The organism is Algoriphagus aquimarinus (genome assembly GCF_007997215.1).
GTDB classification, from domain to species: domain Bacteria; phylum Bacteroidota; class Bacteroidia; order Cytophagales; family Cyclobacteriaceae; genus Algoriphagus; species Algoriphagus aquimarinus_A.
This window is the reverse complement of record NZ_VORW01000001.1, coordinates 642176-667048: the sequence shown is the minus strand read 5'-3', so window position 1 is coordinate 667048 and position 24873 is coordinate 642176. Positions and strand designations below refer to the sequence as shown.

The 24873-nt window shown below is 41.1% G+C and carries 20 protein-coding genes and 1 riboswitch; of the genes, 16 read left to right on the top strand and 4 right to left on the bottom strand.

All coding sequences use genetic code 11. The features are described from left to right. Positions 1-89: 89 nt before the first annotated feature. From ESV85_RS03075 to ESV85_RS03025, 11 genes are all read left to right on the top strand, one after another. Positions 90-1838 carry an AMP-dependent synthetase/ligase gene (locus tag ESV85_RS03075; RefSeq protein ID WP_146914764.1) on the top strand — a complete coding sequence of 583 codons (1749 nt, stop codon included), beginning with the start codon at positions 90-92 and terminating at the stop codon, positions 1836-1838. Positions 1839-2085: 247 nt separating this feature from the next. Next, positions 2086-2556, top strand: a complete 471-nt coding sequence (locus ESV85_RS03070; RefSeq protein WP_146915161.1) for a MarR family winged helix-turn-helix transcriptional regulator — start codon at positions 2086-2088, stop codon at positions 2554-2556. A gap of 44 nt (positions 2557-2600) precedes the next feature. Then, on the top strand, positions 2601-5006 hold the full coding sequence (locus tag ESV85_RS03065) for a 3-hydroxyacyl-CoA dehydrogenase/enoyl-CoA hydratase family protein (RefSeq protein ID WP_146914763.1): 2406 nt from the start codon (positions 2601-2603) through the stop codon (positions 5004-5006). Between the two features lie 54 nt (positions 5007-5060). Beyond that, on the top strand, positions 5061-6236 hold the full coding sequence (locus ESV85_RS03060; RefSeq protein WP_146914762.1) for a thiolase family protein: 1176 nt from the start codon (positions 5061-5063) through the stop codon (positions 6234-6236). A gap of 87 nt (positions 6237-6323) precedes the next feature. After that, on the top strand, positions 6324-6686 hold the full coding sequence (locus tag ESV85_RS03055; RefSeq protein ID WP_146914761.1) for a four helix bundle protein: 363 nt from the start codon (positions 6324-6326) through the stop codon (positions 6684-6686). Between the two features lie 44 nt (positions 6687-6730). After that, positions 6731-8518 (top strand): acyl-CoA dehydrogenase family protein, encoded by a 1788-nt coding sequence (locus ESV85_RS03050; RefSeq protein ID WP_146914760.1) that lies wholly within the window; start codon positions 6731-6733, stop codon positions 8516-8518. Positions 8519-9176: 658 nt separating this feature from the next. Beyond that, positions 9177-10475: an APC family permease gene (locus ESV85_RS03045; RefSeq protein WP_146914759.1), complete on the top strand. Its 1299-nt coding sequence runs from the start codon at positions 9177-9179 to the stop codon at positions 10473-10475. 91 nt (positions 10476-10566) lie between these two features. Further along, positions 10567-10665, top strand: a riboswitch (TPP riboswitch). Positions 10666-10734: 69 nt separating this feature from the next. Next, complete coding sequence (locus tag ESV85_RS03040; protein ID WP_146914758.1) at positions 10735-11457, top strand: class I SAM-dependent methyltransferase; 723 nt, start codon at positions 10735-10737, stop codon at positions 11455-11457. Next, positions 11457-12509, top strand: coding sequence for an AIR synthase-related protein (locus tag ESV85_RS03035; RefSeq protein WP_146914757.1), 1053 nt, complete (start codon positions 11457-11459; stop codon positions 12507-12509). The genes ESV85_RS03040 and ESV85_RS03035 overlap by 1 nt, the downstream gene beginning before the upstream one ends. Beyond that, positions 12506-13150, top strand: a complete 645-nt coding sequence (locus ESV85_RS03030; RefSeq protein ID WP_191321889.1) for a thiamine phosphate synthase — start codon at positions 12506-12508, stop codon at positions 13148-13150. The genes ESV85_RS03035 and ESV85_RS03030 overlap by 4 nt, the downstream gene beginning before the upstream one ends. Positions 13151-13237: 87 nt before the next feature. Beyond that, positions 13238-13507, top strand: coding sequence for a Trm112 family protein (locus ESV85_RS03025; protein WP_146914755.1), 270 nt, complete (start codon positions 13238-13240; stop codon positions 13505-13507). A gap of 92 nt (positions 13508-13599) precedes the next feature. Here ESV85_RS03025 and ESV85_RS03020 read toward each other — a convergent pair whose 3' ends face one another. Together ESV85_RS03020 and dgt are read right to left on the bottom strand one after the other, a co-directional pair. Next, a complete protein-coding gene (locus ESV85_RS03020; RefSeq protein WP_146914754.1) occupies positions 13600-16608 on the bottom strand; it encodes an AsmA-like C-terminal region-containing protein in 3009 nt (1002 codons plus the stop codon). Between the two features lie 181 nt (positions 16609-16789). After that, a complete protein-coding gene (gene dgt, locus ESV85_RS03015) occupies positions 16790-18136 on the bottom strand; it encodes a dGTP triphosphohydrolase (protein WP_146915159.1) in 1347 nt (448 codons plus the stop codon). 104 nt (positions 18137-18240) lie between these two features. On the opposite strand from dgt, the gene ESV85_RS03010 reads away from it, so the two are divergent. The 5 genes from ESV85_RS03010 to ESV85_RS02990 all read left to right on the top strand — a co-directional run bounded on the left by ESV85_RS03010 (position 18241) and on the right by ESV85_RS02990 (position 21810). Continuing rightward, positions 18241-19065, top strand: a complete 825-nt coding sequence (locus ESV85_RS03010) for a DUF4382 domain-containing protein (RefSeq protein WP_146914753.1) — start codon at positions 18241-18243, stop codon at positions 19063-19065. 87 nt (positions 19066-19152) lie between these two features. Next, positions 19153-19950 (top strand): DUF4382 domain-containing protein, encoded by a 798-nt coding sequence (locus tag ESV85_RS03005; RefSeq protein ID WP_191321888.1) that lies wholly within the window; start codon positions 19153-19155, stop codon positions 19948-19950. Continuing rightward, complete coding sequence (gene ribD, locus ESV85_RS03000; RefSeq protein ID WP_146914751.1) at positions 19950-20975, top strand: bifunctional diaminohydroxyphosphoribosylaminopyrimidine deaminase/5-amino-6-(5-phosphoribosylamino)uracil reductase RibD; 1026 nt, start codon at positions 19950-19952, stop codon at positions 20973-20975. Before ESV85_RS03005 ends, ribD begins: the two co-directional genes overlap by 1 nt. Next, the gene (locus ESV85_RS02995) at positions 20968-21450 is read left to right on the top strand and encodes a GAF domain-containing protein (protein WP_146914750.1); all 483 of its coding nucleotides are present in this window, start codon (positions 20968-20970) and stop codon (positions 21448-21450) included. The genes ribD and ESV85_RS02995 overlap by 8 nt, the downstream gene beginning before the upstream one ends. A 48-nt stretch (positions 21451-21498) precedes the next feature. Next, a complete protein-coding gene (locus tag ESV85_RS02990) occupies positions 21499-21810 on the top strand; it encodes a GIY-YIG nuclease family protein (RefSeq protein ID WP_146914749.1) in 312 nt (103 codons plus the stop codon). 197 nt (positions 21811-22007) lie between these two features. On the opposite strand, the gene ESV85_RS02985 is transcribed toward ESV85_RS02990, so the two are convergent. Together ESV85_RS02985 and dxs are read right to left on the bottom strand one after the other, a co-directional pair. Then, positions 22008-22781: an alpha/beta fold hydrolase gene (locus tag ESV85_RS02985; RefSeq protein WP_146914748.1), complete on the bottom strand. Its 774-nt coding sequence runs from the start codon at positions 22779-22781 to the stop codon at positions 22008-22010. Positions 22782-22784: 3 nt separating this feature from the next. Beyond that, positions 22785-24701, bottom strand: coding sequence for a 1-deoxy-D-xylulose-5-phosphate synthase (dxs, locus tag ESV85_RS02980; protein WP_146914747.1), 1917 nt, complete (start codon positions 24699-24701; stop codon positions 22785-22787). Between the last annotated feature and the right edge of the window lie 172 nt (positions 24702-24873).

The window sequence follows — 24873 nt, the reverse complement described above, 5'->3', positions numbered from 1 at the left end:
TACAACTACTATAAAAAGAGAGCGTGGATAACTCTTTGTAATGCTCTCGTATTTTGGTAATATTATAGGTATCCCAAAATTGAACCTTCATGGAACCGACCAGACTTTTTGATTTAATTCCTTACCAAATTGCTACGTATGACAAGGAAATAGCATTGTCAAAAAAAGTGAATGGTAAGTGGAAATCTTTTTCTTCAAGAGATGTAAAAGAAGTCACAGATAATTTGAGCTTGGCATTTCTTAAAGTAGGGATTTTGCCTGGAGAGAAAGTTGCAATCATTTCGAATAATTGTCCAGAATGGAATTTTATAGATCTAGCCTTGCAGCAGATTGGAGCTATTTCAGTTCCTATGTATCCGACAATCACTTCTGCCGATTATGAATACATTTTTGATCATGCAGAAGTGAAGATGATTTTTGTGGGTGATGAAGTAATCTACGAAAAGGCGAAAGCTGCTTCAGGAGATCGATTGATCTATAGCTTTGAAAAAGTAGAAGGAGCTATTTTCTGGGAAGACTTCCTTGCTATAGGCGTTAATGAGGATATTTTGGGGTTGGAAAAAGCTAAGGAGCAAGTTAAACCAAGCGATCTTTTTACCATCATTTATACTTCTGGTACCACTGGACGGCCAAAAGGTGTCATGCTTTCACATTCTAATGTGCTTTCAAATCTTATTGGTATTTCCAATATAATGACCCCACAGCATGGGACTTCTAGGGTTTTGAGTTTTCTACCACTTTGCCACATATATGAACGGACAGGATTTTTCTGTTTTTTCTATATAGGATTCTCTATTTACTATGCCGAGAATATGGATACCATTGGTGAAAACATGAAGGAAGTCAAACCACATGCTTTCAATACTGTCCCAAGATTATTGGAGAAGATTTATGATAAAATAGTGGCAAAAGGGTATGAATTGAAAGGAGTAAAAAAATCACTTTTCTTTTGGGCTTTGGATTTAGGGTTGAAATACGATCCCAATACAAGTCCTGGAGCATGGTATGACTTTCAGCTCAAACTAGCCAACAAAGTGATTTTCAGTAAATGGAGAGAGGCATTAGGTGGTGAAGTGCTGCAGATTAATTCTGGAGCTTCTGCGTTACAACCTAGATTGGCCCGTGTGTTTTGGGCTGCAGGGATTAAAGTATGCGAGGGATATGGCCTCACGGAGACTTCTCCGGTAGTTTCAGCTTCGGTTTGCACGTTGAAGGATATGAGGATAGGTTATGTTGGAAAATTAATTTCCGATGTGGAAGTGAAGATCGCTTCAGACGGCGAAATCCTAGTCAAAGGGCCCAATGTCATGCAAGGATACTACAAACAGCCCGAACTCACCGAAGAGGTGCTTCAAAACGGCTGGTTTCATACAGGTGACATCGGGCAGATGGACGGCGAGTATCTTAAAATTACCGATCGGAAGAAAGAAATGTTCAAAACTTCCGGGGGGAAGTACATCGCCCCTCAGGCAATGGAGAACAAATTCAAAGAATCCAGCTTGATAGATCAGTTGATAGTAGTAGGAGAAAACAAAAATTATCCATCCGCACTAGTTATTCCAAGTTTTGATGCATTGAAGGATTATTGTCAACACAAAGGGATTCCTTATACCGGCGATGCCGAAATGATTGAGAAGCCAGAAATAATTGACAAGTACAATCGAGAAATTGAAGAGTTAAATAAATTTTTCGGGAAGTGGGAGCAAATCAAACGCTTCAAGCTATTGCAAGATCCATGGAGTATAGAATCAGGAGAATTGACACCAACGATGAAACTAAAGCGAAAAGTCATTCATCAGAAATTTGAAAAGGAGATAGAGGAACTATATGTCGATTGATAAATTACTATTTTAAAAAATTCATAATTTTTTAAAATAGATAGAAATTTTTAGTGACAGGATAATTTATTTCAATTCCTTCTGAATTATCACCGAATAGCAGTCATTTCTTACAGAATATTTCTGAAATAATAGATTTTACGAGGTTTAATTTGTGATGCATGCATAACTTTTTTCTAATATAGTATGCATGCATACATTATTTTTTGTAACTTATGAATCGTTAAAATTGGAGCATTCCGTAGAGATGAAGAGAGAAGAAACAGTTGATTATCATATAAAAAGTGCTTGGCATGCTATCTCTAGAATGTATAATCAGCAAGCCGCTGCAGAAGGGTTTACTACTGCTATCGGCTTTGTGTTGATCAATATCAATTCGAATGATGGAACGCCAGCAACCAAGATTGCACCGCAAATTGGTTTGGAGACTAGAAGTCTTACTCGTATGCTGAAGACGATGGAGGAAAAGGGATTGATTTTCAAAAAGCCAGATCTGGTAGATAAGCGATCCGTCAGGATTTACCTTACTGAAGAAGGCAAAAGGATAAAAGCAATTTCTGTTAACACCATCAGAGAATTTAACGAGCACGTACGCGAAGTAGTGAGTGAAGAAGATCTAAATGGCTTTTTTAGCGTATTTGAAAAGATACAACTCGTAATAGATCAGGTACAAACTGATAAAGGCGTAGATATCAACAAACCAATATTTGAATTATAAACCAATAACCGCCACTAGGTTAATAAGACCAAAAGCCCAAAATTATGAACAGAACCATTAAAAAAGTTGCCGTTTTAGGTTCGGGAGTTATGGGATCCAGAATTGCCTGTCATTTCGCCAATATCGGCGTTCAGGTACTTTTATTGGACATTGTACCTTTTGAACTCACAGAGCAAGAACAGAAAAAAGGACTGACAAAGGAAGATCCTATTGTTAGAAACAGGATAGTAACGGGTGCTTTGCAAAGTACGCTGAAGTCAAATCCTTCAGCTATCTACGATAAAGCATTTGCTGCGAGGATTACCACAGGGAATTTCGATGATGATCTTCCGAAAATCAAAGATTACGATTGGGTAATTGAGGTAATCGTAGAGCGTTTGGATATCAAGCAGTCACTTTTTGAGAAGGTAGAAAAGTACCGTAAGCCAGGTACGCTTATTACTTCCAATACTTCTGGCATTCCGATGCACATGATGTGTGAGGGAAGATCTGAAGATTTTCAGGAGAATTTTGTTGGAACACACTTTTTCAATCCACCAAGATATTTGAGGCTTTTGGAAATTATTCCTGGGCCTAAAACGAAGCCGGAAATCGTGGAATTCATGATGGAATACGGTGACAAGTTCCTTGGAAAAGAAACGGTGCTTTGTAAGGATACGCCAGCATTTATTGCCAATAGAATTGGAGTTTACGCGATAATCTCTGCAATGCATGCCATCGAAAAAATGGGATTTGGAGTTTCAGAAGTAGATAAATTAACAGGAACGGTAATAGGAAGAGCCAAATCAGCTACGTTCAGAACTATGGATGTGGTAGGATTGGATACTACCGTGAATGTTGCCAATAATCTCTATAAAGCTTTACCAAACGACGAGTCTCGGGAGAAATTCAAGCTTCCAAAAATTGTTGAGGTACTTTATAACAATAAGTGGTTTGGAGATAAGACAGGTCAAGGTTACTTCAAAATGATCCGTCATGAAGATGGAAGAAAAGAGCTGAAGGAAATTGATTTTGAAACTTTCGAATATAAGGATGCTGAAAAGCCAAAATTCAAAGCTTTAGAAGCTGCGAAGGAATTTGAAGATCTAAGAAAGCGGATCAAATTCTTGGTGAATTTTGATGATCGAGCTGGGGAATTTTACCGTGCTTCTTTTTATGATTTGTTCAGATACTGTTCAAATCGTATTCCTGAGATTTCTGATGAATTGTATAGAATAGATCAGGCAGTTTCTGCTGGCTTCGGTTGGGAACTTGGACCTTTCGAGACTTGGGATGTTCTCGGTGTCAAAGAAACTGTGGACAAAATGGAAGCCGCTGGAGAGAAGCCTGCAGCATGGGTTTACGAGATGCTCGAAGCTGGAAATGATTCTTTTTACAAAGTAGAAAATGGTAAAAAGCACTATTATGACATTCCAAGCAAATCATATCTAGAAATTCCAGGCTTGGACGAATTCATCATTTTGGATACGTTGAAAGCTGCTGGAAAGAGAATCTGGAACAATGCAGGAGCATCTGTCTATGATATGGGCGATGATGTGATCGGCTTGGAGTTCCATACCAAAATGAATTCCATGGGTGCCGAAGTGATCGAAGGAATTAATACTGCGATCGGTATGGCGGAGAAGTCCCACAAAGGTCTTGTGATCGGAAATGAAGGAGCGAATTTCTCCGCAGGAGCGAATCTTGCGATGCTCTTCATGTTTGCAGGAGATCAGGATTACGATGAGATTAATTTGATGATTGCGCAGTTTCAGAACACCATGATGCGGGCGCGTTTTTCATCTATTCCAGTTGTAGTAGCTCCGCATAATATGGCTTTGGGAGGTGGATGCGAGCTTTCGCTTCACTCTGATCACGTGCAGGCTCATGCGGAATTGTACATGGGATTAGTGGAAGTAGGAGTTGGTTTGATACCAGCTGGTGGCGGTACCAAAGAGATGACCTTGAGATTCTCAAATAGTCTTGTCGCAGGAGACGTAGAATTGAATCAATTGCAAGAGTATTTCTTGAACATTGCCATGGCAAAAGTTTCCACTTCTGCCGAAGAAGCCAGAAATCTGGGTTATTTGAGAAAATCAGATGGAATCACGCTGAATAGAAAGCGTCAACTAGCTGAGGCAAAAACTAAAGTGTTATCCATGCATGAAGCAGGTTACACGCAGCCTATCGAGCAGACAAATATCAAGGTATTGGGTAAGGAGTCGCTTGCGTTGTTTGACGCGGGAGTGACGGGAATGCAGTATGGTGCATATATCTCTGATCATGATGCGAAGATTGCTAGAAAATTAGCCTGGGTGATGTCTGGAGGTGATTTGTCTTCACCAACAGAAGTTTCGGAGCGATATCTACTGGATTTGGAAAGAGAAGCTTTCCTAAGTTTGACTGGTGAGAAGAAAACGCTGGAGAGAATTCATAGCATATTGTTCAAAGGAAAGCCGTTGCGCAATTGATGTCTTTAGTACGATGTACCAAGTAACTCAACACTCAAATAACTCGAAAATAACATGGAAGCATATATAGTAAATGGATATAGATCGGCGGTAGGGAAAGCCAAAAAAGGCGGATTTAGATTTTACCGTCCAGATGATCTGGCGGCAGATGTGATCAAGCATTTGGTAGCTAATACACCAGGCTTGGAAGCCAAAATGGTAGATGACCTGATCGTAGGAAATGCTGTTCCAGAAGCGGAACAGGGAATGCAAATGGGAAGAATGATTTCTCTTCTTGCTTTAGGAATAGAGAATCCTGGATTTATTGTGAATCGTTATTGCGGTTCGGGGATCGAAGCTATCGCATTGGCAGTAGGAAAAGTGAAAGCTGGAATGGCGGATTGTATCATCGCTGGAGGGACAGAATCTATGTCACTTGTACCAATGATGGGTTACAAAACAGTTTTGAATTATAAAATAGCAACTGAGCATCCTTCCTATTACATCAGTATGGGTTTGACAGCTGAGGAATTGGCAAAGGAATACAGCATTACTCGGGAAGAATCAGATGCATTTTCTGTCAAGTCTCACGAGAAAGCATTAGCAGCGATAGCCGCTGGGAAATTCAAAGATGAGATTGTTCCTGTAGAAGTGGAAGAAACGTATCTCGATGAAAAAGGCAAAAAGAAAACCCGAAAATATGTAGTGGATACGGATGAGGGACCTCGTCCAGGCACTACAATGGAGGTTTTGGGAGGATTGAAGCCGGCTTTTAAAAATGGCGGTCAGGTTACAGCAGGTAATTCATCCCAAACTTCTGATGGAGCGGCTTTCGTAGTCGTGATGTCTGAGCGAATGGTGAAGGAGTTGAATATTGAGCCAATTGCTAGAATGATGTCTTATAGCGCTGCTGGAGTTGATCCTAGGATAATGGGAATAGGCCCAAAAGTAGCCGTTCCAAAAGCATTGAAGCAAGCAGGTTTAACCTTGAATGACATTGATTTGATCGAGCTGAATGAAGCTTTTGCTGCTCAGGGATTATCTGTAATCAAAGCGTTAGACATGAATCCAGATATTGTAAACGTAAATGGTGGAGCAGTTGCTCTTGGTCACCCGCTGGGATGTACGGGAGCAAAACTTTCCATTCAAATGTTCAATGAACTTCGTCGCCAGAATAAGAAGTACGGACTAGTTACTGCTTGTGTAGGTGGTGGTCAGGGCGTTGCTGGGGTTTACGAGCTCTTGAAATAATAATAAGACATAAGTCGCTAGACAGAAGACATTAGATTTTAGCGCAAGTCTTTTAAATATGATTGTTCCAATTTATCAATATCATTCATGCATAATTACAAAGAATTATTTGTCTGGAAGAGAGCAATTAAACTGTGTGCTCACATCTATAAGCTAACTGCAGACTTTCCAAATGAGGAAAGATTTGGCTTGATTTCCCAGATGCGAAGAGCTTCTGTTTTTGTTCCTTCAAATATTGCTGAAGGCGGAGGAAGAAGAACAGATAAGGAATTTGTGCATTTTCTCGGTATTGCTCATGGTTCAATTTGCGAACTGGAAACCCAGCTCTATGTAAGCGTAGAATTGGAATTTACTGATTTCGATAAAATTGATTTTGTCACAAACGAAATCACTGAAATACAAAAAATGTTGTATGCCTTGATTCTAAAGTTTGATTCCAAATCGAGCTAGGTCTTATGTCTTACATCTATAGTCTAAAGTCTTAATTTATAACAATGGCCACAAAATCAACCCAAGGAGGAGAATTCCTAATCAAGGAAACTGATGCACAAGACATCTTTATCCCCGCAGAATTTACTGAAGAACAACGAATGATGGCTCAGGCCTGTCAGGATTTTATAGATACGGAGATCACACCTAATATTTATGAGATCGATAGCATGAAAGACCCAGATCTTGTTCCTGCTATTTTCAAAAAAGCCGGAGAGCTTGGCCTTTTGGGAATCACGGTTCCTGAAGAGTACGGAGGAATGGGGATGAGTTTCAATACGTCCATGTTGATTGCGGATATCATCGGCGCGGCAGGTTCTTTCTCTACTACCTATGGTGCGCATACTGGCATTGGTACGCTACCGATCTTGTATTACGGCACGGAGGATCAGAAGAAAAAGTACCTTCCAAAGCTCGCTACTGGCGAATGGGCGGCATGTTATTGCCTCACTGAACCAGATGCAGGATCTGATGCCAATAGTGGTAAAACCAAAGCGACACTTTCTGAAGATGGTAAAACCTACCTTCTAAACGGTCAGAAAATGTGGATCTCAAATGCAGGTTTTGCAGATTTATTTATCGTTTTTGCCAAAATAGAAGATGATAAAAACCTTACAGCCTTCATTGTAGAGAAATCTTTTGGCGGAATAACGATGAATGAAGAGGAGAAAAAGATGGGCATCAAAGGCTCTTCCACTCGTCAGGTATTTTTTAACGATTGTCCAGTTCCAGTGGAGAATATGCTTTCTGATCGTCAGAACGGATTCAAAATCGCTGTGAATATCCTAAACATCGGTAGAGTAAAACTCGGCGCAGGAGTACTTGGTGGAGTTCGTACGGTGACTTCACATGCCATCAATTATGCCAACGAGCGTAAGCAGTTTGGAGTAAGTATCAGCAGCTTTGGCGCGATCAAATCCAAGCTTGCTGAAATGGCAACCAAATCGTACGCCGCAGAGGCACTTTGCTACAGAGCTGGTCAGGATATTGAAAATAAAATCAATGCGCTCGAAGCTGAAGGGATGGATCCGACAGAAGCAAAATTGAAAGGTGTTGAGGTATTCGCTATCGAATGTGCGATTGCAAAAGTGCATGGGTCCGAAGTGTTGGATTATGTAGTGGATCAAGGGGTTCAGATCTACGGAGGCATGGGCTACTCTGCCGATGCGCCGATGGAGCGTGCTTATCGTGATGCTAGAATATCCAGAATCTATGAAGGAACGAATGAAATCAATCGCATGCTGATGGTCGGAATGCTTTTGAAACGTGCGATGAAAGGAGAAATTAACATTTTCGATCCTGCCATGGCTGTGTCCAAAGAACTGATCTCTGTGCCGTCATTTGAAACGATTGACACATCCGAGCTTTTTGCGGCTGAGAAAGAAGTGCTGAAAAAGCTGAAGAAAGTATTCCTAATGGTAGGTGGAAAAGCGGCAATGACGCTTCAGGACAAGATCGAAGATGAGCAGGAAATCATGATGAATCTTGCTGATGTGATGATTGAAATATACGCTAGTGAGTCAGCGATTCTTCGTACAGAGAAGCTTGTCTCTATGAAAGGAGAAGAAGCCTGTAAGAATCAAATCGCGATGGCTCAGATCTATCTTTCTGAGGCGGTTGACAAAATCAATGTAGCGGCCAAAGAAGCGATTGGTAGTTTCACCAAAGGCGATGAGCAAAAAGTAATGCTGATGGGACTGAAGAGATTCACCAAATCAGAGCTTTACAATACAAAAGAGTTGAGAAGACAAGTTGCTGATTATATGATTGATCAGGGTAAATACCCATTTTAATGTTGTGATGCATTAAGTACCAATGCCTCCGAATTGAAAGAGTTCGGAGGCATTTTTCATTTAAACCACAGTGGCCATAGTGGTTTGCGCAGAGGGCAGAATTGACAAATCTTTATGTTCACAAAAGTGATGAAAACCCGTAATAAAAAAGCCCTGCTCGATAGGGCAGAATAAATTTAGTAAAGCATCAAATCAGCTCTGAACAATCTAAATATAAATTCATTTTCAATTTTGAAATCCCAATTCGTGAATTTAGTTGGCCAATAAACCCACAACATGGCATATGGTTTAAGCCCAATAAATTTTAAAACTGATTATACTGATCTGCTGAAAAATATTTTCAAAGCCAGTTCGCGAATTGCAGAATTCCCGCTACCTTAACGGAAATCAGTTACATCATTTCTCCAATGAAACTATGGCTAAGCAACCAGAAGGTAAACCTAAGAACGATAAATCTGCGGCTACCAAAACTCTGAAAGAAAAGCGAGCTGATAAAGCCGCGAAAAAGGAAAGTAAGAAAAACAATTAATCTAATTTGAATCAGCAGGAGCCTAAAACTCCTGCTTTTTTTATGCCTGTCGGTAAGAAAATTTGTTTTTATTCATCCGTGGGTGAAGATTATTTTAACTTGAATCACTCTACCATATTTTTATAGTCTATGCCTGAGAAGCATTCTGATCAAGTCAGTTTAAAAGAAGCCATCTCTATCGGAATAGGTGGAATGGTGGGAGGAGGAATTTTTGCCGTGCTTGGCCTTGCCGTATCCTTGGCTAAAGGCGGAACGCCAGTCGCATTTCTGATTGCCGGAATTCTTGCTTTGGTCACTTCTTACAGTTATGTGAAGCTTTCCCTTGCTTTTCCAGATCGTGGGGGTACAGTCAAATTTATTAATGAAGGTTTTGGCAAGACTATTTTCAGCGGAGGAATGAATAACCTCTTGTGGATAAGTTACATCATCATGCTTTCCCTTTATGCTTCGGCTTTTGGTTCTTATGCCCCAAATCTCTATGAAATCGCCGGAGACAAGCAGCTGGATTTCCATATTTATGCTACTGGGGTGATCGTTCTTGCTACGTTAATTAATTACTACAGCATCAAGGTAGTTGGAGCGATAGAATCCTATGCGGTCATTATCAAGTTAATTATACTTTTGGGCTTTGTCGGAGTGGGTGCTTATGGATTGATCGGGAATGAAAACCTAAGCCAGTTTTCCTTTTCTAATTGGGAAAGCCCAGTTCAATTGCTGACTGGTGGAATGGTAATTTTTGTGGCTTATGAAGGTTTTGAATTGATCGCTAATGCTGCTCCAGATATAGTGAATCCTGAGAAAAACATCCCAAAGGCGTACTATTATTCTGTGATTTTCGTGATTATACTTTACATCGTCATAGCGATCGTCACGGTTGGTTCCTTGCCTTTTGGAGACATTGAAAAAGCAGAAGATTATGTCCTGGCAGAAGCTGCAAAGCCTATGCTTGGGCAGATAGGATTTACAGTTATTACCATCGCAGCTTTGATTTCTACCTTTTCAGCAATCAACGCTTCCCTTTACGGTGGAAGCCGTGTGAGTTATGAAATTGCAGAAGATGATGAACTTCCACATGAATTGAGTAGTCAATTTTGGAATCAGCCAGTCGGATTGATGATTACAGCAGTCTTGACTCTACTTATCACGAATACGCTTGAATTGGAGAGCATTTCTATTGCAGGTAGTATTGGTTTTCTACTGATTTTTTCCATGGTGAATTTGGTGGCGTATAAGCGCTCCGCAGAGATAAAAAGCAAAAAATCAATCACACTTCTTGGCGTGATTCTGTGTGGCGTAGCTACTGTGGTGTTGATAGTGCAGCAGTTTGCTACAAATATGCTTGGGGTACTAATTGCTCTGGGTATTATTGGAACCTGCTTTTTAGGGGAGTGGATTTATAAAAGAATGGAGAAGGAAAGCAGGAGATAGAAGAAAAATCATTCTCGCCTGTTGACTATGGTCTATGAATCATCTGAAAGTTAAATACATTTTTTGTCCCTAGTTTTTAGTCTATATTTGAAACAATTGCACGGGGTGCCTTCCTTTTGGTAAGGCTGAGAAAATACCCGAATTACCTGATTTGGATCATGCCAACGTAGGGATGCTTAAGCCAGAAAACGCCTTTGTTTTCTCTTGGTTGTCTGACCGCAGGAAATGCAGTTAACATTTTTGCAACCTAAAATCCCCTATGGAACTAGAGAAAAAGAATTTCGAATTACTGCCTGAAGAGCAGAAAAACTGGCAAAATCGACCTGAATGGTTTTTCAATCGTGCACACACCGACACTTATGAGCTTTGGTATGAAGGGCGCTACAAGCGTGCTGAAGTCTGGCAAAAGAAAGTCATGGAACAGCTGGTGTCCAAAGACAAACGTGTAAAAACTCTCTTAGAATTTGGCTGTGGCACGACTCGTTTTACGCGTTGGTGGAAAGAAATCGGCATCAAAGCAACCGGAGGTGACATTTCTCCATTGATGCTTTCCCAAGCTGTTCATTTGTTTGATGGCGACTTGGTCATGGCGGATTCGCACCACATGCCATTTAAGGATCATACGTTTGACTCACTGGCTTTCATCACTACGTTTGAGTATTACAAAGATCCGGTGAAAGTGATTCGGGAATCTGCCCGCGTGGCCAAGTACGGCATTGCAATGGGAATGATGAATCGGAATTCCCCGAAGGTGCTTCGACGAAGAGTTCAGCAGGTTTTTGGTAAAAACCCTTTCTATGTCACCGCTACTTTTTACACTCCAGCCATGCTCATTAAGATCATTGAAGAAGCTTTGGAAGGCAGAGACTACACCATTGAGTGGTCATGCACTGGTCTGCCAAAATGGTTTCCTGTCCAGCAATGGAGTGTTCCCTATGGAGACTTTTTCGGTTTATACGTTAAATTTAATGATGTCGATTGATGTCTGATTTGGGCAAAATCAATCATGAAGGCTACCAGAATTTGCTGGCTGGAAGACTGGGCACTTCACGAAAAGAGGTGAGGCAAGGGCCAGCTTTTGGAGTGGACGTATCGATTACCTCACTTCCCGGAGGTTTGGCGATGGCGGCTACCAGCGATCCTCTTTCCCTGATTCCCTCTTTGGGCCTGCAGGAGTCAGCCTGGCTCAGTGTACACCTGATGGCAAACGATATGGCTACTACCGGCTTTGCTCCGCAATACGGACAGTTTGTGCTGAATCTGCCCGAAACGCTTTCTAATACAGATTTCAGCACTTATTGGGGTCATATTGATAGCTATTGCAAAGAAATAGGTATTGCAATCACAGGTGGCCATACGGGATTTGTACAGGGACAAAACTCGACTTTTGTCGGAGGCGGTACTTTGATCACGATTGCAAGAGAATCGGATATGATTTGCGCTACAGGAGCTCGTCAAGGTGACGTGATTTTGGTGACGAAGTCCTGCGCATTGACCGCAACAGCGATTTTGGGAATGAGTTTTCCAGAAACAATTACAAAAAAACTTGGTACAGAAGTTTACCAATCAGCTTGTGAGCAATTTTACCAGACCTCCTCGCTCAAGGATGCGCTAGTGGCAGCTGGAACGGAGGAGAAATTCCCTGGGATTCATGCAATGCATGATGTGACTGAAGGCGGAGTTTTAGGAGCTATTTATGAAATGCTCGTAGCCTCTGATAAAGGAGGATTAATCGTGGATGAGTTACTTCCGATTGGAAACACAGCGGCTGCCATTGCAGGATTGTTTGGGCTCGATCCCCGCTACTGTGTGGGTGCGGGATCCATGATCATTGCTTACGATCCCAAAAAATCTGAAGAGGTGATCGAGAGACTTGCTGAAGAAAGGATTCTATGCACTGAAGTTGGAAGAGTGAATGAAAGTATATCTGGTATTCAAATCCAAAAGTCCGGGACTACCTCTCCCCTAGTCTATCAGGAAACTGATCCCTATTGGGCAGCTTATTTTAATGCACTAAAAGCTGGATGGCAATGATGAAACAAACGAAAATTAACTCCGGAATATACCTGGTGATTGACCCTTCTATGGAAGAAAACCAGCTTTTAGAATCATTGGAAAAAGCGGTTTCGGCGAAGCCATGTGCGCTACAGATTTGGGACAATTTTCAATCCCACGATCAAGTGGCATCATTGATCTGTAAAATTAAAATGATCTGTAGCCGCTCAGGAATTCCTATTCTAATGAATAATCATCCTGAATGGGCCGAACTGTTTGGATTGGATGGAGTGCATTTTGACGAGTTAACTGGTGAACATTTATCATCAATTCCACAGCTAAAGCAGCAGGGAAAAATCATTGGGATCACTGTAAATAATGACTTTGAATTGATTCAGAAAGCCATTTTTGCAGATGTTGACTACCTCTCTTTCTGTTCTATGTTTCCGTCTTCCACAGCCAATAGTTGTGATTTGGTGGAGTTTGAAACAGTTAGAAATACAAGACAACATACGTCAATCCCAATTTTCCTAGCTGGAGGAATCTCTACTGAAAGCATCTCAAAGCTTCAATCTTTAGATTTTGATGGCATCGCTGTTGTATCTGGTGTGATGAGCGCTTCTGATCCTGGCATGGCCATTTCTCAGTACCAACAATTACTAACTGACCTAAAAAAATGAAATCGAGCATGACCAAACTGTCAAACGATGGAATGATTATTTACCATGCGAGATTCCATGTGACCGCTTACAAACAATCATAAACACATGAAATTAGATACTATAGAAAAACTCTGCTGTCCTTTTGATAAGCAAGACCTGGAATTGAAAATAATCCTCAAGGATGAGAAAGAGAATATCATCGAAGGCTGGCTCACCTGTGCCACATGTACCCGTCTTTATCCAATCATAAAAGGAATTCCCATCATGAATCCCGACGAATACAGAGAAGCTCACTTAGAGCAGCCTGTTTTGGATCGATGGCAAAATCAACTGGAAGGGAAGAAAATTGAGAACTTTCGTTTGATTGAGAAATAGATGGTGTGTCAAACTGAGCGAAGTCGAAGATTATATATTAGTGTTTTTGACTTCGCTCAGCCTGACTAACCATAATCAAGGGCGCACCAAGTTTAATCCTTTTTCACAGTCGTAGTATCTGGTTTTGCGGGAGGAGTACTTTTCGGGAAAAAGCCTTTCAACAGCTTCTTCGCTTCGTCGACAGCTTTGTCCTTGGCTACATCCACCTGTTTTTCAAGTTCCTTTTTGGCACTATCTTGAGCTACGGCTGATTTCGCTTTGAGCACTTGCTTTACGCTGTCTTGTGCTGCATTAAATTGCTCTGTTGCTTTTGTTTGTAGGCCTGCAGCCTCTCCGCTAACTCGTGCTTTAAGGGCATTTGTCAGCAAAGACTCTATGCTGTTACCGCCTGCCAGGGATATTTTTGGCGAGTTATATGTTCCGGAAAGATTTAGGGCTATTGGAATCGTGGTGTTCTCATCCATTGCAGTTCCTGTGATGCTGGAAAGCAGAGAATTTGCCTGAGCACCAAACTTGCCTGCAGGAATCAGCATGTTAACTAAGTAGTTTATTGAGCCATCAAAACCTGCAGTTCCCTGCACTGTCGCTTGATAATCCCAAAGCTTCACATCAAATGGCTTCACATCCATTACTCCATTTTCAATGGTGATTGGGATGGAAATGTTTTTCATCTGTAGTGTATTGACATCCTTTAGTTTAGTAAGACTGGTGATTCCTTCTAGGATTTTACTGTCTTTCAAGGCTGTTTCGGCCACTTTCAGCAATCCTTTTCCATCCAGACTGGACAATAAAGGCATCATATCTTGTCCGAGTTTTCCTGAGAAATTTAGGTTGGAATTGAATTTTCCAGTCAGGTTTTGAGCAATTGGAGCAAAAGCCTTTATTGTATTGAAAGACTTGAATGCTTCAGCAATACTGAGTTCAGCAATGTTCAAGTTGAAATTAAATGCAGGAGCGGTGAGGTCTCTTGGGTCGTAGTTACCTGCCAAACCAATAGTGCCGCCCATAGTTTTCATAGTAGCATCTGAGAAGGTCAGAACGCCATCCTTCAATGACATATTTCCTTTCACATCTTTGAGACTCATATTATCATAGAGCACTTCATTGGCTGCCACAGTCATGTTGAAATCAATGTTCTTTGGAAGTTCAATCACCGAAAGCTTAGCGCTTGTCGTGTCGGAGGATGCATCTTCACTCATCCATTCATTCACATTAAACTTGCTGCTGTTCATGGTCAATTGTCCTTTCAAGGTGCCATTTTCACCCAAGAAATAATCCATGTAATTGGAAAGTGAGCCTGTAGCTTGAAGTGGACTTTCACCGATTTTAGAATCGAATTCGGTGAGATTAATGCGCTCTGGAGTGAATTCTGCTTTTGCCTTAGCAATCTGAACTCCTTGTGGAACATCCGTTGAAGAATATTTGAAATTGCTGATATCCATCGATCCGCGAGTTTCCAATTGATTATACTTCTTGGCTTCCACAGCAGCATAAGAACCTTTTGTATTGATATCTGCTTGAATCCGGCCTTCCATATTCATGTCATCCATGGGGAAAATGGCCAGAATTTTCTTAAGATCAACTCCGCCTATAATCTCTCCATCCCAGATCAACTTGTCGAAATCTCGGATTTTCATGTTTCCGTTGATTGCTTCTCCTTCCAGTTCAAAACCAAAACGACTCAGGTCAACCAGAAAATCCTTCATACTTCCACTAGGATTTTGGACTGAAGCGTTCACGTTAAGTTTCTCGATTGGTGCAGGATAATCCGCACTTTTCACATAACCATTAGCCAAAAGCAGTTTTGCATTGATCGCAGGGATTATACCTGCAACAGAATCATATTTACCTTTTGCGGTAGCATCCACATCCAGATTTCCCTTCAAAGCAATGCCCTCTATTGGGAAAATAGAAGTCAGTTCTTCCAAGTCTAGTTTGCCCTTCAGAGCTGCATCAATGGTATAGCTAACCAGATCGGATAGATACAATTTTCCGGAAATAGGATTGCTGCCAAAATCTAGGTTGAACGTAGGAATTGAGATGGAAGTATTATCGATGTTGTCCGTTTCGTTTTTGACTTGAAGGTCAAGATTTACGTTTTTCACAGGTCTTGGCAAGTCTGGGTATTGGAACATGCCGTCAGCTACTTTCAGCGAGATATCAAAAGATGGAATCTTTACATCATTGTAAATTCCCTTGATTGTTCCGTTGAAATCCATGGTTCCCGAAGTTTTTAAACTGGAAAAACTCTCAGAGTAAATACCTGGAACCAAAGACAAAATGCTTTTGAACTCATTGTCCTTGCCTTCAATGGCAAAATCCATTTCAATATCATCACCTGGCATGGCGAGATAGCCACTCAATCCAAAAAGTAAATCATTTAACCGGAAATTGCTTTCTCCCAGCGTGAATTTCATTTTCTCCAAATCAATATTCAGAAGCGTTTCTCCTTTTAAAGTTTTGTTGGAAAGGTAGCTGATGTCCTCATAAGTAATGTCTGCAATAAGAGCTTCCAATTCAAGTGGTAGATCATAGACATCGGCTGTGAAATCGCCGGATCCTTTTGCATTGATTCCGCCCAAAGCCATGAAATAATCTAGTTGTCTATCGTCATATACCAAATTGAGATTGCTGATTTCCATCTCGTCCACTCCTATTTTGAAATTGCTTTCGGTAGATTCTGCAGATGACTCTTCCGAAGGAAAAGTAATGTCATAATTGGCTGTTCCATCTTCCAGCACTTTGATGTAAACATTCCCACCGTTCAAATGCACTCCAGTTAAGGTTGGGTAGTCATCGAAAAGTACAGATCTAAGATTGAAATCAATAGCAAGTTCCCGAAGAGAAACTAGGGTGTCATTTTCAAATGGCGCATTTCCTACTATATCAAAATCCTTGATTCTGGCAGAAACATTCGGGAATCTTCGGAAAAGGCTTAAGCTCACATTGTCAATGTCATAAATGACTTTAGCATTCACAGATTGGGCAATTTCCCGGTCAATTCGGGCAGCGATTTTGTCTTTAAAGATAAATGGGACAGCAACGGCCGCAGCTATCAAAAATATAAATACACCTAGAATGATGATCAGTGTCTTTTTCATAAATGGGTTTTATTAAGCGAATAGGTGAGTTTGCCTGAAATATATCGATTACAGACAGGCTTTAGATACGTATTGTTTAGCCCTTTAAGTCTAAATAATAACAAGATTTAAGCCGTGGTGCCTTTTTCAATCTGCGACTGAACTTTCCATTCAGGAAGACTAGCCGTAGTACTTCTGTAATTTAAGAACCTGGGAAAGAAATTCCCTTCACTCTACGATAAAGGTTCAGTGCATATTTGTCTGTCATTCCAGAAATGAAATCCACTAATGACCGAAGTAAAGGATAAGGATTGACCTCGGCTCCCCATCCTTTCATAGGAAAGTCTTCAGGCAAAAGGCGAAGTATACTTTTGTCTTGACCGGAGAAATTTTCCGGATCGTAAAATTGGTGATAGAGCGCTTTGGAGAAAACTTCCAATAAACCTTCTAATACTTGAAATCCGGCAGCTTCTTTTTCCAAAACGATTTGAGAGCGATAGATTTTTTTTACGGAAACTTCGGTAATTTTTTGAAGTGCTTTGGCTGAAGGAATGATATCAGTCAATGCTTTATCAAAATTCCCCTTGCACATACTTTCCTCATATTTGGCAAATACGTCTACACATTCGCTGATTAACTCCCCAATTGCTAAGGCACGTAAAGCGCCAAGATTTTGCGCTACCGTTCTAGGTTCCTTCAGTTTTTTGGGATCAAACTTGTCCTTCAAAATCGGGGCTAGAAGTTTCACAGTTTCTTCAAAGCTTACCAAACCCAGCGTGCAGCCATCTTCCAGATCGATGATGCTATAGCAAATATCATCTGCAGCTTCTACCAAAAATGCCAATGGATGTCGATACCAGCATTCAGGACTGGATTTCTCCATTCCTAACACAGCGCCCATTTGCTCAAAATCTGCCATTTGATTGATGAAGAAGCCGTATTTCTTCTGACTTCTACGGGCAATATCCCGTTGCGCAATCATGCTAGGTCGAGGGTATTTGGTAAAGGCAGCCAAAGTCGCATACGTAAGTTTCAGCCCAAATTGCTTTGAAACAAGCATTCTGAAGCCTTGCGCATTCCCCTCAAAATTGCAGAGATCTGCTAGTTGCTCCGTGCGAACGTGAGATTCCCAGCATTTTCCTGCAGGGTGAAATTTGAAAAAGTCCGAAATAGCCTCTTCTCCAGCATGGCCAAAAGGTGGATTTCCAATGTCGTGAGTCAACGCAGCAGCAGCCACAATTGCACCGATTTCAAATGGTGAAATAGCCGTTTTATTCAGTTGAGGGTACTTTTCCAAGAGCATTTCACCTGCAGCTTTTCCCAGAGATCTTCCTACGCTGGAGACCTCAAGACTGTGAGTCAGTCTGGTATGCACGAATGCCTGCTCAGGCAAAGGGAATACTTGAGTTTTATCCTGAAGGTTTCGAAAGGGAGCCGAAAAAATGATCCTGTCATAATCCACTTCAAACTCACTTCGAACCACTTGTGTTGGTATAAATCCCGGGCTATCTCCAAATCTGCCTCGGGATAAAAGGCGCTCCCATTTCATCATCCCCAAAAATAGGAAGCTCCTTACACATTACTTTACTATTTATCATTTTTGACTTGGCACGGTGATTGGCAAACCTTATCTCTAAACCAATCACAACTAACATGAAAAATATATTTTCTTATCTCTTGATGGCTGGCCTTGCTTTTTTTGCATTGGCTTGTTCCTCCGATGATGATACTCCAAGTGGTGGATCTGCCCGCGTTAATTTTTACCTAGTAGATGCTCCAGCTTCCTACGATGAAGTCTGGATTGAAGTGTTGTCTTTACGCGTAAAGGTGGATGAAGATGGGGCCGATGATGATTTGAATGACGATAATGATGAGTCATCTTGGGTAGAAATAGTCTATGACGAAAGTCAACCTATTAATCTGTTGGACTTGACAGGAGGAAATAGTGAATTATTAGGTACAGAAGATTTTCCTGAAGGGCAAATAGATCAGATCAGAATGATTCTTGGAGAAAATAATTATGTGATCAAAAACGGTGAACGTTTTGAAATGAAAACTCCAAGTGCTCAACAAAGCGGATTGAAAATTAAGGTGGACGAGGATATCCATGGTGGAATGTCTTATAATTTGATCATCGATTTTGATGCAGCTAAGTCTATTGTAGAGGCAGGTAATTCTGGACAAATCATACTTAAACCTGTTTTGAGAGCATATTTGGATGAAATTTCTGCTGGAATTATGGGACAAGTTCTTCCTATCGAAGGGCAGCCAGTTCAGGTAACAGCCCAAAAAGGAGATGATACAATGAATACATTTACCGATGCAAATGGTAATTATAAAATTACAGGCCTAGATGATGGTGTTTATACACTAACATTTACCCCAAATGATTTGTATAATATTACCGTTAAAGAAGGAGTTGTAGTTGAAGAAGGTAAGATTACCAGTGTACCACCGGTAGTGTTGACCGCGAAATAAGATATAAAGACCAGCTTCGGCTGGTCTTTTTTTTATCTACATTCTCTTGAATCGCTGTATTCAATAGATTTGACCTAAATTTGCTCTGTGAAAAAACTGCACTTTTATCTCTTCCCTATTGTCTGTGTGCTATTCTTCGCTTCCTGTGAAGATCCTGATTCTAGTCCCCGAGCACTACTCAACCTGATTTTGGTAGATAGTCCCGCAAAATGGGATTCTGTTTTTGTAGAGATCAAAGGCGTAGATATAGAAGTTTTGGTGGAGGGTAGAGAGTCTCAAAGTCAGATTTTTTTCTTCGAATATAAGTCCGGAGATAAGCGAATAAAGGTGAGTGAATTGGTTGGCGATAATGAGTTACTTATCGGTAGAAGTGAGCTTCCAATTGGTCAAATTATCAATGCCACCATTATACTGGGAGATAATCACTCCATGTTTTTGAAAGAGAAAAAGTATGTTTTGGGGTTATCAGATCCCTCTAATAACAAAATACCATTATCCACAGCGATTGATATTGAACAAGGTTATTCCTATGACGTCTACCTGGATTTAGATCTTGAAAAGTCAATTGTTCAAACTTCAGAATCGCCTCTTACCTACGAATTGGATCCATTTTTTACTCTAGGCATAGGAACTGGAACAGCTAAATTGAGCGGGACATTGAAACCAACAACTCTTTACCCAGCGATTTACTTATCTGATGGAAAGGATACAATTTCTACTCATACAAATACTTCAGGGAAATTTATCTTTAAGGTTCAGGAGGGAAAGTATACCCTCTACTTCGATCCAAAAGACGAACTCTATCAAGACACGACTTTTTCTATAGACGTGGATGTGAAAAAGGACAGTGTACTCAAGCAATTTACTTTTAAAAAGAAGCCTTGATGATCTCTGATGAACGCTACATGCAAAGAGCACTTGAACTGGCGGAATTTGGCCGGGGGAAAGTAAGTCCAAACCCTATGGTGGGTTGCGTGATCGTGCATGAAGACAGAGTAATAGGAGAAGGCTACCATCAGGAATATGGCAAAGCGCACGCTGAAGTAAACGCAATAAACTCAGTAAAAAACCCTGACTTACTAACCGATTCCACTGTATATGTGACATTGGAGCCTTGTGCGCATTATGGAAAAACGCCTCCTTGTGCTAATCTATTGGTAGAGAATAAGGTGAAGAAAGTCATTATTGCTGCTTTTGATTCCAATCCTTTGGTGGGGGGAAAGGGAATTCAGATTTTAAAAGATGCAGGAATTGAAGTTGAAACAGGAGTTTTGGAGAAAGAAGCTCGTATTCAAAACAAGCGCTTCTTCACTCAAATAGAGAAGAAACGGCCCTATGTGATTTTGAAATGGGCACAGACTCAAGATGGTTTTGTGGCTAGGGAAGATTACTCTTCCAAATGGATTACAAATGCTTCCAGTCGCAGAATTGTGCATAAATGGAGAGCAGAAGAGGATGCGATTATGGTAGGGAAAAATACCGCCAAATATGATGATCCAGCTCTGAATGTTAGAGATTGGGTTGGCAAAAATCCACTCAGACTAGTAATTGATAGTAGGTTAGAGCTTCCAAATACGCTAAAACTTTTTGATGAGGCTGTTCCTACGATTTGCTACAATACGCAGAAATCTGAAGAGATAGGAACTTTAGAGTTTGTGAAGTTGAACTCAGGATTTCAGGTTCAGGATATTTTGGGAGACCTTCATAAGCGGAATATTCAAAGCGTAATTATCGAAGGGGGTAGTTATTTATTGAATAAGTTTTTGGATTCCGAACTTTGGGACGAAGCCCGTGTGTTTACAAGCAGTAATAAATTTGGTAGTGGAATAGCAGCTCCTATTCCACCTGCCCCAGTTTCCGAGACCATAGAGATCTTGGAAGATACCTTAAGAATATATCATCATGTCTGATAGTCTATACATTCCCGAGTCGGCGACAAAAGCTGAAAAATACGAAGCGATTTTACCACAGATCGAAGCCTTGATTACTGGTGAGCCAGATCTTTACGCGAATCTGGCCAATATCTCTGCAGCGCTGAAAGAAGCATTTGACTTCTTTTGGGTTGGTTTTTACCTGGCCAAAGAGAATCAGTTAGTATTGGGGCCATTTCAGGGACCGATCGCCTGTACGAGGATTTCTATGGGAAAAGGGGTGTGTGGTACCGCATGGCAAGAAGGGAAAACAGTTCTTGTTCCAGATGTGGATGCTTTTCCAGGACATATCGCTTGCAGCTCGGCTTCCAAGTCAGAGATCGTAGTTCCCGTCTTCAAAGGTGGATTAGTCGCTATGGTGCTCGATGTGGATTCCGATCAATTGGATGATTTTGATGGGGTAGATCAGGAGTATTTGGAAAAGTTGATGGGGGTGCTTGGGAGTAAGTTGTGATTTTTTATCAACTATTTAGTTTTAAATGAAAACTCTAATCGATGACTAATGGAAGCGTTCATGTACATATTGATTTGTGGAAATGGATCATATTATACGGGGAGCACAAAAAATCTTGAGTTAAGAATGCAAGAGCATCAGCTCGGCGAAGGTTCTAATTTTACGCGAAAGCATTTACCAGTTAAGCTAGCGTACTTTGAGGAGTTTGATAGGATTGATGAAGCATTTGAAAGAGAAATTCAGATTAAAAAATGGTCTCGCGCAAAGAAAGAAGCATTAATAAGTAGAGATTTTCAAAAACTGAAAGAGCTAAGTAAAGGGAGTTCGATTGGTTCGACAAGCTCACCAACCGAAAGCTAAGTTATACAGGGAGGGGGAGGAAAAGCGTGGCGGAGCCACGCTTTTCCTCCCCCTCCCTTTCTTAAGAACTGCCGGTGGCCGAGCGAAGTCGAGGCCGGCGACATATTGCTATACTCTCTTTTAAGACTTTGAATTCTATAGTATCGGTAAATCTTCTAACCAATTTAAATTGGCTATTTAAGCCAAATCAAATCTATTTACCCTTTAGTGAAGTTCCCACAAAACCCTCTCAGAATCTCAATACACTCATTTTTTTGCTCGATCATTCCTAGATGGCCGACACCATCAAGTTCGTGATATTCCGAGACAGCTAGTTTGTGTTTGCGACTAGCATCGATTTTGACAGCTCCGTCTAGCGTACCGGCGATCATGAGTTTTGACCCAGTGAAATTCCTTAACACCTCAAAACGATCCTTTCTATCACGCATCGCTTTGGTATAGGCAATTAATCCTTCCAAAGTGGATTGCTTTGCTTGAGCTATAGCTACTGCAATTTCAGCTTGAAAATCATCTCTTTTGTGCTCAGGGATAAGTGGAGGCACAAATGAGGTGACGAAGGTATCTACTCTGTGTTTTTTCAGAAAAATGACTGTTCGATCACGCATGCCCTTTTTCTCTTCATCATCGGCAAAGGCAGTAGAATGAAAAAGCCCAATTGCTTTTAGCTTTGAGCCCATTAGTTCTAGCAGGGCTAAAGTCACATACCCTCCCAAAGAATGTCCGATGACGATGGGATCTTGGATGTTTTCTTCTTCTATCCAATCTTCCAACACAACCGCAACTTCTTCCAAACTTGCATGGGTAAGTGTCAAAGGTGATTTTCCACAACCAGGGAGATCAGGGCAAATCACTCTGAAATTAGAGGAAAGTGCCTCTGCAAACTCTCTCCACATCTCAGAGATTTCGCAGAATCCATGGATAAGAATCACAGGCTGACCTTGGCCTTTTTCAAAAAAATGAATAGAAGACATTGTTTAGACTGTTTTGGATACCTCAGCCATATTTCTCACGGCTTCGGCTATTCCTTCTGGATCAAAACCGCATTCACGATGTAGTTCGATCTGCTCTCCATGCTCAATGATATGATCTGGGATGCCTAGACGCTTCACTTGGGCTTGATATCCATTATCCATCATCCACTCGATCACTGCCGACCCAAAGCCACCCATAAGGCACCCATCTTCTACAGTGATTACCTTTTTGAATTTGCCAAAAATCTCATGAAGTAATTCCCCGTCTAGAGGCTTCACGAATCGCATGTCGTACTGAGCAGGATTTAAACCCTCTTTTTCAAGTTTTTCGCAGGCTTCTACAGCATAGTTTCCGATGTGTCCAATCGTTAGGATGGCGATCTCTTCGCCTTCTTTTACGATTCTTCCTTGACCTACAGGAATTTGCTCAAATGGAGTTTTCCACTCTGGCATCACACCTTTTCCGCGTGGGTATCGAATAGAATATGGTCCATTATGAATCGAAGCAGAATACATCATATTTCGAAGTTCTTCCTCATTCATTGGAGCCGAAACGACCAAATTTGGAATGCATCTGAAGAAAGCAATATCATAAGCGCCATGATGCGTAGGTCCATCAGCACCCGCAAAACCTGCTCTATCCAAGCAAAGAACTACCGGGAGATTTTGGATACATACGTCATGTAACACCTGATCGTAAGCACGCTGCATAAACGTAGAATAGATATTACAGAAAGGAACGAGTCCTTGTGTAGCCAATCCAGCTGAAAAAGTCACTGCATGCTGCTCTGCAATTCCTACGTCAAAAGCACGGTCTGGCATTGCTTTCATCATAATATTCATGGACGATCCAGACGGCATGGCCGGAGTTACACCCATGATTCTATCATCTAGCTCAGCCAGTTCCACCAAGGTGTGTCCAAAGACATCCTGATACTTTGGCGCTTGTGGAGTGCTAGGTGTAGTTTTATATATTTCCCCAGTTACCTTATCAAAAGTTCCTGGTGCATGCCAAGTCGTTTGATTTCCGTTTTCTGCTGGAGCGTATCCTTTACCTTTCATAGTGACACAATGAAGGATTTTTGGTCCAGGAATATCTTTGAGATCTTTCAGCACTTCTGCCAAATGATTGACGTCGTGACCATCTACTGGTCCGAAATATCGAAGATTTAATGATTCGAAAAGATTGCTTTGATTCAGTAAAGCTGATTTGATTCCACCTTCTACTTTGGAAATCACATCCTGAGCACTAGTTCCAAACTTGCTAAGTTTGCCTAATATCTTCCACACTTCATCTTTAGCCTTATTATAGGTTTTGGAAGTGGTTATGTCTGTAAGGTAATCTTTCAGCGCCCCCACATTTGGATCGATGGACATGCAATTGTCATTCAGAATAATTAGCAAATTGGTGTTGCTGACTCCTGCATGATTCATGGCTTCGAAGGCCATTCCGCCCGTCATGGATCCATCTCCTATCACAGCTACGTGCTGTTTTTGTGAAAGACCTTTATATTTTGACGCCACAGCCATTCCCAATGCTGCGGAAATAGAGGTACTGGAGTGACCTACTCCGAATGTATCATAGATGCTTTCTTTTCTTTTTGGGAAACCAGACAGACCTCCGTAAAGACGGTTGGTATGAAAACGTGTTCTTCTTTCAGTAAGGATTTTGTGACCGTAAGCCTGATGCCCTACATCCCAAACCAATTGATCGTCGGGAGTATTCAATACATAATGAAGGGCAACTGTGAGCTCTACTACACCTAGGCTAGCACCAAAGTGACCGCCGTAAACGGAAACATTATCCACGATGAACTGTCTAAGTTCATCACAGATTTGAACCAGTTTTTCCTTAGGAAATTTTTTAAGGTCTGCGGGGCTATTAATTTGAGCTAATAATTCTCCTGGTTCAATAAGCATTTTACAACGGTAATGTGGTCAAATTAGAATAACAATAAATGTGCTTCTTTGTTTTTCCAATCTAGTAAATTCAGTGTAAAGGCGATTGCCTCTTTCTCCTGCCGTTTCCAATTAATTTAGCTTAATTGAATATCTTTGGCTACAAGGTGGCAAAATTAACCATTAATTTAAA

What these genes read in the sequence shown, in the direction of transcription:
- ESV85_RS03075 (WP_146914764.1), top strand. Translation starts at nt 90, where the DNA reads ATGGAACCGACCAGACTTTTTGATTTAATTCCTTACCAAATTGCTACG.
- ESV85_RS03070 (WP_146915161.1), top strand. Translation starts at nt 2,086, where the DNA reads ATGAAGAGAGAAGAAACAGTTGATTATCATATAAAAAGTGCTTGGCAT.
- ESV85_RS03065 (WP_146914763.1), top strand. Translation starts at nt 2,601, where the DNA reads ATGAACAGAACCATTAAAAAAGTTGCCGTTTTAGGTTCGGGAGTTATG.
- ESV85_RS03060 (WP_146914762.1), top strand. Translation starts at nt 5,061, where the DNA reads ATGGAAGCATATATAGTAAATGGATATAGATCGGCGGTAGGGAAAGCC.
- ESV85_RS03055 (WP_146914761.1), top strand. Translation starts at nt 6,324, where the DNA reads ATGCATAATTACAAAGAATTATTTGTCTGGAAGAGAGCAATTAAACTG.
- ESV85_RS03050 (WP_146914760.1), top strand. Translation starts at nt 6,731, where the DNA reads ATGGCCACAAAATCAACCCAAGGAGGAGAATTCCTAATCAAGGAAACT.
- ESV85_RS03045 (WP_146914759.1), top strand. Translation starts at nt 9,177, where the DNA reads ATGCCTGAGAAGCATTCTGATCAAGTCAGTTTAAAAGAAGCCATCTCT.
- ESV85_RS03040 (WP_146914758.1), top strand. Translation starts at nt 10,735, where the DNA reads ATGGAACTAGAGAAAAAGAATTTCGAATTACTGCCTGAAGAGCAGAAA.
- ESV85_RS03035 (WP_146914757.1), top strand. Translation starts at nt 11,457, where the DNA reads ATGTCTGATTTGGGCAAAATCAATCATGAAGGCTACCAGAATTTGCTG.
- ESV85_RS03030 (WP_191321889.1), top strand. Translation starts at nt 12,506, where the DNA reads ATGATGAAACAAACGAAAATTAACTCCGGAATATACCTGGTGATTGAC.
- ESV85_RS03025 (WP_146914755.1), top strand. Translation starts at nt 13,238, where the DNA reads ATGAAATTAGATACTATAGAAAAACTCTGCTGTCCTTTTGATAAGCAA.
- ESV85_RS03020 (WP_146914754.1), bottom strand. Translation starts at nt 16,608, where the DNA reads ATGAAAAAGACACTGATCATCATTCTAGGTGTATTTATATTTTTGATA.
- dgt (WP_146915159.1), bottom strand. Translation starts at nt 18,136, where the DNA reads ATGAAATGGGAGCGCCTTTTATCCCGAGGCAGATTTGGAGATAGCCCG.
- ESV85_RS03010 (WP_146914753.1), top strand. Translation starts at nt 18,241, where the DNA reads ATGAAAAATATATTTTCTTATCTCTTGATGGCTGGCCTTGCTTTTTTT.
- ribD (WP_146914751.1), top strand. Translation starts at nt 19,950, where the DNA reads ATGATCTCTGATGAACGCTACATGCAAAGAGCACTTGAACTGGCGGAA.
- ESV85_RS02995 (WP_146914750.1), top strand. Translation starts at nt 20,968, where the DNA reads ATGTCTGATAGTCTATACATTCCCGAGTCGGCGACAAAAGCTGAAAAA.
- ESV85_RS02990 (WP_146914749.1), top strand. Translation starts at nt 21,499, where the DNA reads ATGGAAGCGTTCATGTACATATTGATTTGTGGAAATGGATCATATTAT.
- ESV85_RS02985 (WP_146914748.1), bottom strand. Translation starts at nt 22,781, where the DNA reads ATGTCTTCTATTCATTTTTTTGAAAAAGGCCAAGGTCAGCCTGTGATT.
- dxs (WP_146914747.1), bottom strand. Translation starts at nt 24,701, where the DNA reads ATGCTTATTGAACCAGGAGAATTATTAGCTCAAATTAATAGCCCCGCA.